At 64.6% G+C, this 12,893-nt stretch carries 10 protein-coding genes; 4 read left to right on the forward strand and 6 right to left on the reverse strand.

The window, feature by feature from the left end; translation table 11 throughout:
- Positions 1-19 precede the first annotated feature (19 nt).
- From CDQ91_RS11535 to CDQ91_RS11555, 5 genes are all read right to left on the reverse strand, one after another.
- Positions 20-1,732 (reverse strand): ATP-binding protein, encoded by a 1,713-nt coding sequence (locus tag CDQ91_RS11535; RefSeq protein WP_174688500.1) that lies wholly within the window; start codon positions 1,730-1,732, stop codon positions 20-22.
- 83 nt (positions 1,733-1,815) lie between these two features.
- Entirely contained in the window at positions 1,816-2,592 is a 777-nt protein-coding gene (locus tag CDQ91_RS11540) for a TIGR02186 family protein (protein WP_088472876.1), read from the reverse strand.
- Positions 2,589-3,497 (reverse strand): sulfite exporter TauE/SafE family protein, encoded by a 909-nt coding sequence (locus tag CDQ91_RS11545; RefSeq protein WP_088472877.1) that lies wholly within the window; start codon positions 3,495-3,497, stop codon positions 2,589-2,591. The genes CDQ91_RS11540 and CDQ91_RS11545 overlap by 4 nt, the downstream gene beginning before the upstream one ends.
- 106 nt (positions 3,498-3,603) lie before the next feature.
- The gene (locus CDQ91_RS11550; protein ID WP_144036761.1) at positions 3,604-4,755 is read right to left on the reverse strand and encodes a hypothetical protein; all 1,152 of its coding nucleotides are present in this window, start codon (positions 4,753-4,755) and stop codon (positions 3,604-3,606) included.
- Entirely contained in the window at positions 4,752-6,179 is a 1,428-nt protein-coding gene (locus CDQ91_RS11555) for a glycosyl transferase family protein (RefSeq protein ID WP_088472879.1), read from the reverse strand. Before CDQ91_RS11555 ends, CDQ91_RS11550 begins: the two co-directional genes overlap by 4 nt.
- Positions 6,180-6,328: 149 nt before the next feature.
- Between CDQ91_RS11555 and nhaA the strand changes: the two genes are divergently transcribed.
- From nhaA to CDQ91_RS11575, 4 genes are all read left to right on the forward strand, one after another.
- Entirely contained in the window at positions 6,329-7,609 is a 1,281-nt protein-coding gene (gene nhaA / locus CDQ91_RS11560) for a Na+/H+ antiporter NhaA (protein WP_088472880.1), read from the forward strand.
- Complete coding sequence (locus CDQ91_RS11565; protein ID WP_237245955.1) at positions 7,609-8,961, forward strand: hypothetical protein; 1,353 nt, start codon at positions 7,609-7,611, stop codon at positions 8,959-8,961. The genes nhaA and CDQ91_RS11565 overlap by 1 nt, the downstream gene beginning before the upstream one ends.
- Before the next feature lie 152 nt (positions 8,962-9,113).
- The gene (locus tag CDQ91_RS11570; protein WP_088472881.1) at positions 9,114-9,878 is read left to right on the forward strand and encodes a tryptophan 2,3-dioxygenase family protein; all 765 of its coding nucleotides are present in this window, start codon (positions 9,114-9,116) and stop codon (positions 9,876-9,878) included.
- Positions 9,875-11,002, forward strand: a complete 1,128-nt coding sequence (locus CDQ91_RS11575; protein WP_088472882.1) for an aminotransferase class V-fold PLP-dependent enzyme — start codon at positions 9,875-9,877, stop codon at positions 11,000-11,002. The genes CDQ91_RS11570 and CDQ91_RS11575 overlap by 4 nt, the downstream gene beginning before the upstream one ends.
- 91 nt (positions 11,003-11,093) lie before the next feature.
- Here the strand turns inward: CDQ91_RS11575 and CDQ91_RS11580 are convergent, their stop codons facing one another.
- On the reverse strand, positions 11,094-12,833 hold the full coding sequence (locus CDQ91_RS11580; RefSeq protein WP_088472883.1) for an N-acyl-D-amino-acid deacylase family protein: 1,740 nt from the start codon (positions 12,831-12,833) through the stop codon (positions 11,094-11,096).
- Positions 12,834-12,893 lie beyond the last annotated feature (60 nt).

Here is a 12,893-nt window from a genome sequence, read left to right on the forward strand (position 1 = left end):
TCGCCGGGATGACGGAAAGCTACCGCCCCTGGCTGCGCCAGCGCTTGACAACACGCTCCAGCATCTCGGGTTCGCCGCCGGTCTCGCGCCACAGCTTGGAGAAGAGCGGATCGCTCGACGCCGGGCGCTTGTCCTCGTCCAGCGTGTCGAGATAAATGCGCATCGGGATCGACACGCCCTCGCCGCAGACGATGCATTCGCGGTTGCGCAGTGCCGGGATCGAATCGATGAAACCACGCGCGCCCTCAGGCATCGCCGCCTTTACGAAATGCTGATCGCGTTCGTTGTTGAGACGCATCGAAATGATCGTGCCGCACTGCGACAGCACACCTTCGGCAAGGTCCGACGGGCGCTGGGTGATCAGCCCCAGCGACACGCCATATTTGCGGCCTTCCTTGGCGATCCGCTCGAGAACCTTGCGGACCGCCTGCCCCTGCCCGACGTCTTTTGCGGGGATATAGCGGTGTGCTTCCTCGCAAACGAGCAGGATCGGGCGCTGCGGCTCGCCACGCGACCAGATCGCATAATCGAAGGTCAGGCGCGACAGAACCGCGACGACGACCGACGTAATATCGCTTGGCACCCCCGATACGTCGATGATCGAAATCGGACGGCCGTCAGACGGCAGACGGAAAATCTTGCCGATGAAGGCCGACATGGTGTCGGCGACAAGCATGCCCGAGAACATGAAGCCATAGCGCGGATCGGCGCGCATTTCCTCGATCTTGCCCTTGATCCGCATGAAAGGCGCGCTCGACGTCGCCTTGTCGAGCTTGCCCATTTCATTCTGCAGGATGTTGAGCAGATCGGAGAGGAGATAGGGGATCGGCGAATCAACCGTCAGTTTCGACATGCCCTCGGCCAGCCGGTTCCTTTGCCGCGCCTGGAGCAGGCATTTGGCGAGGACGTCGCAGTCACTCTGCCGGTCGCGACCTTCGCTGGTGATGAAAACCTCGCAATGTTCCTCGAAGTTCATCAACCAATAGGGCATCGCCAGATTGTCGACGTCGAACAGGGCGCCGATGCCCTTGAACGCCGCCGAATATTCGCCGTGCGGATCGATCATCACGATATGGCCCTGCGGCGCGAGCTCGCAAATCTTGTGGAGGATCAGCGCAGCGCTGGTCGACTTGCCGGTCCCCGTCGAGCCGAGCAGCGCGAAATGCTTGCCGAGCATTGCATCGACATAGAGCGAACCGCGAATATCCTTGGTCGGATAGACGGTGCCGATTTCGACATGCGCACGCTCGTCGGCGGCGTAAATCTGCTTCAGATCAGCGCCGGTCGCGGCAAAAACCTGGCTCCCGGGCACCGGAAAGCGTGTGACGCCGCGACGGAAATTGTGAATGCGGCCAGTGATCTTCTCCTCGTCGCCTTCGCCGAGGAAGTCGATCGAGGCGAGGACCAACCCCTGCCCCTTTTCATGAAGCTGCTGGTCGCGGATGCTGCCGAGCAACCATATATTGCCGACGCGGACCTTGACCTGCGCGCCGACCTGGCCCGCCATCGCCACCGCCGGATCGCTCGAGGTCGTCAGGGCAGCGATCGCCGCCGAATCGAGAAGCAGGCGCGACGCCGAACCGGAGATGTCGATCACTTCACCGATCAGCAGATCGTCGCGGTGATGGGTGGTCGCGGCCGCGACGGGTGCGGCAGTGCCACCGCCCGCCAGTCGGACATGCTGCGCCGCCGTCATATCTCCGGGGCCAAAGCCTCCGCCCTGCATATCCATGTCTCGCCCCGCCTGTTGATTATCCAGCGTCCGTTATCGCAGCACAGGGTAAACAAAGCGCTTATGATAGCGCGCAGGCGGGTTTAGCGGCGGCGGAAAATAGCTGATGCGCCGACGCCGAGCAGCAGCGACAGCGCGACCGCGCTCAGCCCGTATAGAAAGCCATGCTGTTCCGCCGCGAGCGCCACGAAACGCTCGAACCCCGCCTTGCGGATCTGGACATCGCGCGACGCAACCGCGAGCACCCGGCCCCGGCTGATCAAATAGGTTTCGGCGCGATAGGTGCCGACGGGAACCCGTGCCGGAACCGGGATGCGGGCGCGATAGAGCACGCCTTCGCTAATCTCGACCGCCGCCGGATTTTCATAAAAGAGACCCAGGCGTGTATAAAGATCAATCAGCCCGGCCTCGAAGCGCTGGAGCTTTTTTGCCTCCGAAAAACCGGTCGGCGACATCGACAAATTGTTGAGGCCGAGTTCGAAGATCGCGGCGGTGCGTTCGTCGACCAGCTTGTCGATCGGGCGCGACGATCCGATGGCATAAAAGCCCGGTGAGGTGCGCAGGCGCAGGCTGTTGGCGTTGACCCAGATGCCGGCGACGCGCCGCTTTTCGCGCAATATGACGGGCCGCACCGGCCCTTTGAGCACGACGACAATATCGGCGCGGTCGTCGGGCAGGCGCTGACCGGGATAGAGGATCGCGCCGAACAGCAGCAATTCCTCGCCCGTGAAGCTATATTGGATGTCGATCGCACGGCTCGACACGTCAGGCACCAGGCGCGGATCGGCCGCCTGCGCCGCGCCGGCGGGCGTCAGCAGCAGCGCCGCGAGCCCCAGGATCAAGGCGGCAATATGTTTCATTGCACCGTATAAATTTCAGGTGGCTGGATGAAGAGGCCGATCGCCATTTGCAGCGCAACCAGCAACACGATCACCGCCAGCGCCAGCCGCAGATACTCGGGCCGCACCTTTTGCGCGAAGCGCGCGCCGACCTGCGCACCCGTGACGCTGCCGAGCAGCAACAGGCCCGCCAATACAATATCGACCGCACCGGTCGTCATCGCATGGACCATCGTCGTCGCGATCGTCACGAACAATATCTGGAACAACGAGGTGCCGACGACCACCTGCGTCCCCATGCCGAGGAGATAGATCATCGCCGGGACCATGATGAAGCCGCCGCCGACCCCCAGCAACATGGTGAGGATGCCGACGACGACGCCGAGCATCAGCGGCGCGAGCGGGGAAATATACAGGCCAGAGCGATAGAAACGCCAGCGCATCGGAAGATTGGCCACCATCGGATGGTGACGCCGTTTGCGCGCTGGCGCGGGCATGCCCGCCTTGGCCAGGCGAAGTGCGCCGACGGCCTCGCGTCCCATGATCGACCCGACCGAGCCGAGCAGCCCGACGTAAAGAATGGCGATAACGGTATCAATCTGACCCCAGGCGGTCAGCAACTCGAACAATCCGGCGCCGAGCACCGAACCGACCAGGCCGCCTGCCACGAGTACACCACCCATGCGCAGGTCGACGCCGCCACGTTCGAGATGCGCCATCGCCCCCGACACGCTCGCCCCAGTAACCTGCGTCGCTGCCGACGCCGCTGCGACCGTGGGCGGGATGCCGTAAAAGATCAGCAGCGGAGTGGTCAGAAAGCCGCCGCCGACGCCGAACATCCCCGACAGGAAGCCGACCCCGCCACCCAGCAGAACGATGACCAGGGCGTTGACCGACAGATTGGCGACAGGAAGGTAAAGATCCATGGGCCCCGGTTGACCTATATGGCCCCAGGACGGGACCGTTGGCGGCAACCCTAGACCATTTTTTCGGGTCGGGGAATCGGCTGTGACGCCGAAATTTCGGGATATTTCAGAAGTCGGTGGCCAAGGTCAGCGCCACCCCGCTTTCGGGGGCTGCGTCGCCCGCAATGCGTTGCCGCCAGTCGAGCGCGATCCGGCTGCCTTCGCCGACGTGCGGAAGGCGCAGCGTCAGGCGCGGCCCGACATCGAACCGCGCCGCCCCCGGCTGCACCGCCCCCGCCGCGAGTGCGCCAAGTCGCAGCCGCGCATCCTCGTCAGACCCCAGCCGGCGGTCGATCACCACCGCGCCGTCGGCGAAGCCGTCGCGCTGCCGCCCGCCAACTAACCCCGCCTGGCCATAGGCGTCGAGCCGGAAGTCGCCGGGCAGCGCAACCCCGCTGACCCCACCGGTCACCATCGCAGCGATCGCGCTACGCCCTTCACGCCCAACGGCCAGCCGCTGCTCGACCGCCAGATCGACCGGCCAATGCCGTACAGGGGCAAAGGCGATGCCCAACGCCAGTTCGCGCTGTTGGGGGCGCTCCAACGCCGCGGTCGCCCGGCCATATCCGCGAAGCCGACCCGTTTCCCCGAAACCATAGGCGATCCGCAGCCCGCCCTGGCTGGCGCCAAGCTGACTCGCCGCCGCAATGCCACCCGGTGCCGCCGGGGATGCGTCGCGCGCATACAGCCAGCCGCTGAGCGACCAGCCCGCCATCTGACGACGCATCCAATAGGGCTGACCATGCCCCGGCGCTGCATTTACCACCGACGGCGAAGGCAACCCCATGCCCCCGCCCACATATGGCACGGCGCGGGCGTCGCCGCTGCCGACCATCGTCGCCGACAGGAAACGCGCCGCGAGGGCGAAGCGAAGCTTGTGACGATCGCCGCCCGGGCCACCGCTACCCGCGACAACTGCCTCGACGCCCCTGCCATCGACCAAAAGAACAAGCCGTGAGAAAGAGCGACGCGTCGCAGCCGATCGCGGCACGGCACTGGCCAGAGACCGGACCACCCGCAGTTCCTGCCCCGGCCACGGTCGCTTGATCGCAAAGGGTGGGGATGCCCAGGGCGCGCGAACGGCGGCGGGCGGCATCGGCGCCGCCGGATTCCAGACGATCATGATCCGCAAGACCACCCAGCCGCCAAGGCACAGCGCCAGAAAGCGGAGCGCTGGCGCGCCATGCCGCGATTGCGGCCCCGAGACATGCGCCATCATTGCGTCCTGACCCGCACCGTTGCGGGCGCATGGACGCCATCGTCTTCCAGGTGCACGGTCTTGTCCCAAACCACCCGACCCGAACGCAGCATCTGATAATAGAGCACCACGGCGCGGCGCGCGGCAAGAATCGCGACGACATTGGCGACAAAGGCGCGCGGCAATGCCATCATCGCCTGCCGCCAACCATACCATCGCGCGGTAAAATGGCCGCGCATCCCGAGCCGCCACATCAGCAGCGCCGCGTCGAACGCGAGCAGCAAGCGCATCCCCTCATGAATCTCCGGCGCCTGCCAGCCGACCAGGCCATAGCCCGCCCAGCCCAGCGCGGTGAGCAGGAACCCGGTGTAAGCGGCAAGAAGAATCACCGCCGCGAGCGGCGCCCGGCGGTCGCGCCACAACATCCAGCGCGCGAGCCAGGAGCGATGGACGCCGTCGCCAGCAGATCCGCGCCCAGCCGTCAGCCAGCCGAGATGATCCCATCCCCCCAGTGCAATGCCTGCGATCCAGCGCGATTTCTGCCGGACCGCCGCCTCGACATCGCCGGGGAAGGGGCCGCGAGACACAATGCGGTCGCCCGCCGCGCCCACCGCATCGACGAAGCAGGTGCGCAGGCCATAGGCGCCGATCAGCATGCCAACCTCATAATCCTCGGTCAGACTGTCGGCACGAAACGGCCGTCCCCCACGCTCGATCGCGAGCAGCGCGAGCGCGCTGCGCGTCAGCGCGCAGCCAACCCCGGCCGACGGAATCGGCACGCCGAGTTCGGACCGCAGCACCAGTTCCTTGCTATGCGCCTCGGCAAATTCATCGCCATAATGGCCGCCGATCCATTCGGTCCGGCGGTCAGTGAACGGCACCACCGGAATCTGCACCATCGCATGGTCGACGAGCATGCGGCGATACAGCGCCAGTTCCTCGGGATGGACATGATCTTCGGCGTCATGGAGGACGATCGCCGCAAAACGCATCGATTCGGCGCGCTCATCCGCACCCAGCGCCGCCCACATATGGTTCAGATTATCACCCTTGGTCGTTGGGCCATCGCCCGCCCCGATGACGAGGCGCAGTCGCGGATCGCGCGCGACCAGCGACGACACCGCGAACAGCGTCGCTGCATCATTGGGATAGCATCCGACATAAAGACGAAAATCCTCTCCCTCCCAAGCCGCGAGGGTACGGCGCAGCATCGCTGGCAGCACGCTCGCTTCGTCCCACGCCGGAACGAATATCGCGACACGACCGTCGATCTGCGCGGCCTCGCGATGGCGGCGCCGCGAGGTATGCCGGCGGGCCAGCATCCATCGAATGTCGAACAACAGATCGTCGACGCCGATCAGCAATATGCCGACCGAGGCGAAGAGCATCAGTTCGTAGCCAGCACTCAGCACCAGCCATTCCAGCCATGCGGTCAATCGGTCCACCCTGCCAGTCCGCCCCCACAATGGCCTTGCGCCATCCGATGCGAGAAAAACCTAGTGACCGGTATCTATTTGTAAAGCGTGACGAAGACGGGCCCGCACGCTAGGAAGGTCCGCACAAACCCCATCGAAAAACAGGTATTTTTCGCTCTATGCCCTCCAAATCCTCGCCCCGTTCAGCCTTACGCGACTTTCTCGAGAGCGAAAGCGCCGGCGGGATGCTGCTGATTTTCGCAGCCATATTGGCGATGATCGTCGCCAATTCGGCGTGGAGCGACACTTACAGCCATTTCATCCATGCAGTGACCGGACCGGTGCTCACCGACAAGCTGGGGCCGATGACCGTCCATCTGTGGATCAACGACGGATTGATGGCGATTTTCTTCCTGCTCGTCGGGCTGGAGATCAAGCGCGAATTCGTCGATGGACGCCTCGCGAGCTGGGATCGGCGGCGACTGCCGTTCATCGCCGCAGCGGCGGGCATGGCGGTACCCGCGATCCTCTATCTGTTCTTCGCAGGCGGCACCGCAGGGCTCGCTCAGGGTTGGGCGATCCCCGCCGCGACCGACATCGCCTTTGCGATCGGAGTGCTCGCCTTGCTCGGCAAGCGTGCGCCCACATCGCTCAAGCTGTTCCTCGTTACCGTCGCGATCGTCGATGACATGGGCGCGGTCGCGATCATCGCGCTCTTCTACACCGCCAAGCTCAATTTTGTTGCACTCGCCGCAGCGGCGGCGATCCTGGCCATCATGACGATCTGCAACCGCAGCGGCGTCCGCCACCTCGCCATTTATCTGCTGCTCTTCGTGCTGCTCTGGTATGCAATGCTGCTCTCGGGGGTCCATGCGACGATCGCGGGCGTGCTCGCGGCGATGACCATCCCCTTCGACCGCACCCCGGGCACCCCCGACAGCGCGACCTCGCCACTCCATCGGCTCGAACATGGGCTCCACCCCTGGGTCGCTTTTGCCATCGTGCCGCTGTTCGGTTTCGCCAACGCCGGGGTCGATATGTCGGGGCTGACCATCGACCAGATCCTCGCGCCGCTGCCGATCGGCATTGCCGCGGGCTTGTTCCTCGGCAAGCAGATCGGTATTTTTGGCAGCGTCTGGCTCAGCGTCAAACTCGGCATCGCCGGCCGGTTGCGCGGGGCCACATGGCTTCAGGTTTACGGCGTATCCCTGCTCTGCGGCATTGGTTTCACGATGAGCCTGTTCATCGGCGGCCTTGCCTTCCCCGGCGATCCGTTGCTGATCGAAGAGGCGAAGATCGGCACGCTGATGGGCTCGCTCGTCGCCGCACTGGTCGGTTTTGCGGTGCTACGCTTTGCTCCGCCCCATCCCGACCATGACGCGACCGAAGCGGCATCGGAAACCGAGATCGCCGACGACGGCGATGTCCGCGACACGTCCGAAGCCCCGGCGACAGCGTGATGCGCGGATCGCTGATCCTGTTGCCGATAGCGGTTGCCGCGCTGTCGGGCTGCGCGACAACCGACAGTCCGCGTCCGGCCGCCACTGCACAGGTTCCAACCGTCGCGGTCCGCCACACGTCGGCGTCGGCGGAAGCGATAAACGCGATCGCTACCGACTATCTGTCGCTCAGCCTTGAAATCGGGACGCATGAAGCGGGCTATATCGACGCCTATTATGGACCGGCGGCGCTGCGCGCGGCAGCCGAGGCGAACCCCCGCGACAAACCCGCTCTGCTCGCCGCAACGCGCGCGCTGATCGCCCGGCTCGATATCGCGGCGCGGCGGCTGTCCGATCCGCTTGATCGCCGCCGCGCCACATTTCTGCGCGCCCAATTGCGCGCCGCCGAAACGCGGTTGCTGATGATGCAGGGCACCCGCTTTGCCTTTGCCGACGAGGCCGAGCGCCTGTTCGGGGTGCGCCCGGTGTTGAAACCCCTCGCCAGCTATGATGGCGAACTGGCAAAAATCGCGGCGCTGGTCCCTGGCGACGGCCCGCTTGCGGCACGGGTCGAAACCTGGCTCGACGGCTTCACCATTCCCAAGGATCGACTGCAAAAAACCTTCGACGCCGCAATCGCGCGCTGTCGGGGCCGCAGCATGGCGCATATCCCGATGCCCGAAGGCGAGAGCTTTCGCCTCGAGTTCGTCACCGGCAAAAGCTGGAGCGGCTATAATTTTTATCAGGGCGGCTATCACAGCCTCATCCAGGTCAACACCGACCTGCCGATCCGCCTGTCGCGCGCACTCGATCTGGGCTGTCACGAAGGCTATCCCGGCCACCATCTCCTCAACATGAAGCTCGAGGAGAAGCTGGTGAAGGAGCGCGGCTGGGCCGAATTCAGCGTCTATCCCCTCTACAGCCCGCAGAGCCTGATCGCCGAAGGCAGCGCCAATTACGGCATCGACCTTGCCTTTCCCGAAGCGAGCAAGGCCGAAACCGAGCGCGATATATTGATGCCGATCGCCGAAATCGCCGTGCCGGCCGATGACCGCTATTGGCAGCTGTTGAAGGCGATCGACCGCGCATCCGGCGCGCGACTGACGATCGCCCAGCAATATCTCGACGGCCAGATCGACCGGCCGACCGCGGTCGCGCTGACGCAGAAATATCTGCTCGTCTCAGCGGCGCGCGCCGAACAATCGGTCACCTTCACCGACCAGTATCGCAGCTATGTGATCAATTATGGGCTCGGCGAGGCGATGGTTCGCGGCTATGTCGAGCGCGGACAACCGACCCGCGAGGAAATGTGGCGCCGCATGGCAAAGATCATCAGCGAACCCACCCTGCCCAAGGATCTGCTCGCACGATGACGCGCGGCACGTCCCTCCTGTGGCTTGGTCAGGCCGGATCGCCGCGGCGTCCCCCGGCGGGTGTGGCCCCGCGCGGCTGAACGAACCGGCGCGCCCGCGCGCCGTCAAACCTTCCGTTCACCCGTGATACCCAGGCAAAGGGACCATGAGCCATGCTCGACAAAAATGACGTTCACCACCGCATCGAAACCCCCGACATGAAGGATTATGGCGTCTATCTCGCTGTCGATCGCCTGCTCGATTGCCAGAAGCCGCTCGCAGACCTTTGCACCCCCGACGAGCTGCAATTCCAGATCGTCCATCAGGTCGAAGAGCTTTGGATGAAGCTGATCGCCTTCACCCTCGCCGAGATCGACGGCCATATGGCGGCGGGGGAGACGATGCGCGTCCTCTCGCTTTTCACCCGCGTTCATCAGTTGATGCGGCTGATGACCGACCAGCTTTCGCTGCTCGAGACGATGAGCCCGTTCGACTATCAGTCGATCCGGCTCCAGCTCGGCAATGGATCGGGGCAGGAAAGCCCCGGCTTCCAGCTGTTGCTCACCCTGCCGCAGCCTTTGTGGGCACGCTACAAGGCCGCCTATCTCGACCCCACGACACGCAGCGTCGCCGATGTTTACGACACAGGCTATCAGCATGACGAAGCCTATATGGTCGCCGAAGCGCTGATCGAGTTTGACGAGTTGTTCCAGATTTTCCGCGCGCATCACATTTATCTGATCCACCGTTCGATCGGCATGGGGTCGAAATCGCTGAAAGGCCGCCCGGTCGAACTGCTCAACGCGGGCGCGCGGCACCGCTTCTTCCCCGAGCTTTGGGATATTCGCGCCGAAATGACCGACCGCTGGGGCGCCGAATATGGCGTCAAGCGTGACAGCATCAGCGGCGCGCCCGCCGGTCATGGCAGCGGGCTGTGAGCGGCGCATTGCTGCCGCCTGCCGTTGCGGGCCGCTTTCACCTGCCGCCCGATGCCGTCTATCTCAAAAGCCATAGCGTGGGATGTCAGCCCCGCGCTGCGGCGGACGCACTTCAGGCGCGGCTGATCGATCCGTGGCGCGAGACTGGCGAGGCATGGCCCGACTGGCTAACCGCAATCGACGACTGGCGCGCGGCGCTGGGCGGGCTACTCGGCGTCGAGGCCCGCGACCTCTGCCCCGCAACCAATGTCAGCGCGGGTCTGTCGCGCTATATCTCGGCGCTCGGGCAGGCGACGACGCGGCGGACGATCCTGCTCGCGCCGAGCGCTTTTCCGACGATCGGCTATGTCGCGAGCGGGCTCGCGGCGGCGGGATGGACGACGCGCTACCTGCCCAAGGATGCCGATGTGCGCGATCCGGCGAGCTGGGCTGCGGCGCTGGACGAGGATGTCGCGCTCGTCATCGCGATGCACGTCAGCTCGAACAGCGGCGCGCTCGCCGACATTGCGGGGATCGCAGCGGCGGCGAAGGCGGCCGGTGCGCGCTGTATCGCCGATTGCGCGCAGTCGGTTGGCGTTGTGCCCGTCATCCCGGCGGCATGGGGCGTCGATGCCGTGCTCGGCACCAGCGTCAAATGGCTGTGCGGTGGCCCCGGCGGGGGCTGGCTGTGGGTCGCGCCGCACGATCGCACCGCGCTCGATCCGATGGAACGCGGCTGGTGGAGCCACGACAATCCGTTCGAAATGGATATCCACGCGTTCCGTTACGCGCCAGACGCGCGGCGCTGGTGGGGCGGGACACCCGATGTTGCGCCATTCATCCTGTCGGCAGCGGGGATAAGCGAAATTGCGGCGATCGGAGTCGAGGCGATCGGTGCGCACAACCGCGCGTTGCAGGCGATGCTACGCGACGCGCTCGAAGCGAAGACGCCAAAGTGGCGCTGGCCGACCGGCGAGATCGGCGGCACCCTGTGCCTCGACACCGGCGCCGACCAGCGGCGCGTCGCTGCGGCGCTGGACGAACATCAGCTGCGCGCCGACTTCCGCGGGACGATCCTGCGGCTGTCCTTCCATGCCTATAATGGCGTGGCCGATGTCGAGCGCGTCGTGCGGGCGCTCAGCTAATCGTCATTGCGAGCGAAGCGAAGCAATCCAGGGCGGTCTTACCCCTCTCTGGATTGCTTCGTCGCTACGCTCCTCGCAATGACGAGAAGAATCACTCCGCCGCCATCGCCATTTCGACACGCTGCGGGCCACGGATGACACCGCCCGGGGTCGGCCCCTGCATTTCGCCGTCGCGGAACGTCACTTCACCCGACTTCACCGTCGCGACATAGCCGTCGGCCTTCTGCAGCAGGCGCTTGCCGCCCGCGGGCAGGTCGAACGCGAGCCACGGCTTGCCGAGCTTGATCGCATCCATGTCGATGACGTTCAAATCGGCGAGATAGCCCGGCGCGAGCACGCCGCGGTCCTCGAGCCCGTAAAGGATCGCGGTGTCGCGGCACTGGCGCTTGATCGCATGTTCCAGCCCGATGCGGTTGCCGTTGCGGTCGCGCACCCAATGCTGGAGCATGAAGGTCGGCGAGGCGGCGTCGCAGATCGTCCCGCAATGCGCGCCGCCGTCGGACAGGCTGTTCACCGTGTCGTCGGCGGCCTGCAAATCCTCGAGGAAATTGAGGTTCCCGTCGCGATAATTGAGGATGGGGAAATAGATGAAGCCCTTGCCATCGTCCTTCATCAGCAAATCATAGGCATATTCGTCAGGAGAAACCCCCGCCGCGGTGGCGCGCGCCATGATGCTTTCGTCCATCTTCGGCTCGTAATTGAAGTCGGGGTCCATTTCGAACTGCACCGGCCAGCCGAGCGCGACGATTTTCAGGAAGTCGATGATGTCGCTTTCGGGCCAGATATTTTCCTCTTCGATCATCCGCGTCTTGAACGCCGGATCGCGGAGCTTTGCGAGCTGCTGATCCCAAGGCAGATCGATGATCTCGTTCCACGCGGGCTTGAAGCGGAACGGATGCACCGTCCCCTGCCACGCCATGATGATGCCGTTGCCGCGCAATGCGATCTGCGCGACGATATTGGCGCCGGTCGCATTCTGCTTCCGCATTTCCGAGATTTGTTCCTCGAGCGGCAATTCCTTGGCGATCGACTGGAGCGCGGCGAAGGTCACCGGCAGCCCGGTTTCGCGGCTGAGGTCGCCCATCCACTGAAACTCGTTCCACTCGCGCTTCATGTCGCTCGCCATTTCGAACACGCCATAACCGACGCGCCCCATCGCACGACCGATCACAATCAGTTCCTCGGCGGTCGCGGTGGTGCCGGGGACAAGTTCGCCGTCGATCGATTTGTGCAGCACGGTGCGGCTGGTCGAAAAACCAAGCGCACCGGCGCGCAGCCCTTCCTCGACGATCCGCGACATCTCCGTCATATCCTCGGCCGTCGGAACCGCGCCGGGCCGTTCACGATCGCCGAGCACATAGGCGCGCACCGCGCCGTGCGGGACGTGGCAGGCGACGTCGACGGTGCGCGGCAGCTTCTCCAGCGCATCCATATATTCGGGGAAGGTTTCCCAATCCCAAGACATGCCCTCGGCGAGCGCGGTTCCGGGGATATCCTCGACGCCTTCCATCAGGCTGATCAGCCAGTCGTGGCGGTCGGGCTTGGCGGGGGCAAAGCCGACGCCGCAATTGCCCATGACGACGGTGGTGACACCATGCCAGCTCGACGGCGCCATTTCCTGATCCCACGTCGCCTGACCGTCATAATGGGTGTGGACGTCGACGAAGCCGGGGGTGACGATCTTACCGCTCGCGTCGATTTCCTTGGCGCCGGCGCCGAGATTTTCGCCCACCGCGACGATACGATCGCCATCGACCGCAACGTCAGCAACAAAGGCATTTCCGCCCGTTCCATCGACGATCGTGCCGCCGCGAATCACCAGATCATACATGTCCGCTCTCCCATTTTTTTAGTTTCACCCGAAAACCTATCATCAAAATCGCGATATGCA

This window comes from Sphingopyxis witflariensis (assembly GCF_002205635.1).
Taxonomy (GTDB): domain Bacteria; phylum Pseudomonadota; class Alphaproteobacteria; order Sphingomonadales; family Sphingomonadaceae; genus Sphingopyxis; species Sphingopyxis witflariensis.

What these genes read in the sequence shown, in the direction of transcription:
- CDQ91_RS11535 (WP_174688500.1), bottom strand. Translation starts at nt 1,732, where the DNA reads ATGGATATGCAGGGCGGAGGCTTTGGCCCCGGAGATATGACGGCGGCG.
- CDQ91_RS11540 (WP_088472876.1), bottom strand. Translation starts at nt 2,592, where the DNA reads ATGAAACATATTGCCGCCTTGATCCTGGGGCTCGCGGCGCTGCTGCTG.
- CDQ91_RS11545 (WP_088472877.1), bottom strand. Translation starts at nt 3,497, where the DNA reads ATGGATCTTTACCTTCCTGTCGCCAATCTGTCGGTCAACGCCCTGGTC.
- CDQ91_RS11550 (WP_144036761.1), bottom strand. Translation starts at nt 4,755, where the DNA reads ATGATGGCGCATGTCTCGGGGCCGCAATCGCGGCATGGCGCGCCAGCG.
- nhaA (WP_088472880.1), top strand. Translation starts at nt 6,329, where the DNA reads ATGCCCTCCAAATCCTCGCCCCGTTCAGCCTTACGCGACTTTCTCGAG.
- CDQ91_RS11565 (WP_237245955.1), top strand. Translation starts at nt 7,609, where the DNA reads ATGCGCGGATCGCTGATCCTGTTGCCGATAGCGGTTGCCGCGCTGTCG.
- CDQ91_RS11570 (WP_088472881.1), top strand. Translation starts at nt 9,114, where the DNA reads ATGCTCGACAAAAATGACGTTCACCACCGCATCGAAACCCCCGACATG.
- CDQ91_RS11580 (WP_088472883.1), bottom strand. Translation starts at nt 12,833, where the DNA reads ATGTATGATCTGGTGATTCGCGGCGGCACGATCGTCGATGGAACGGGC.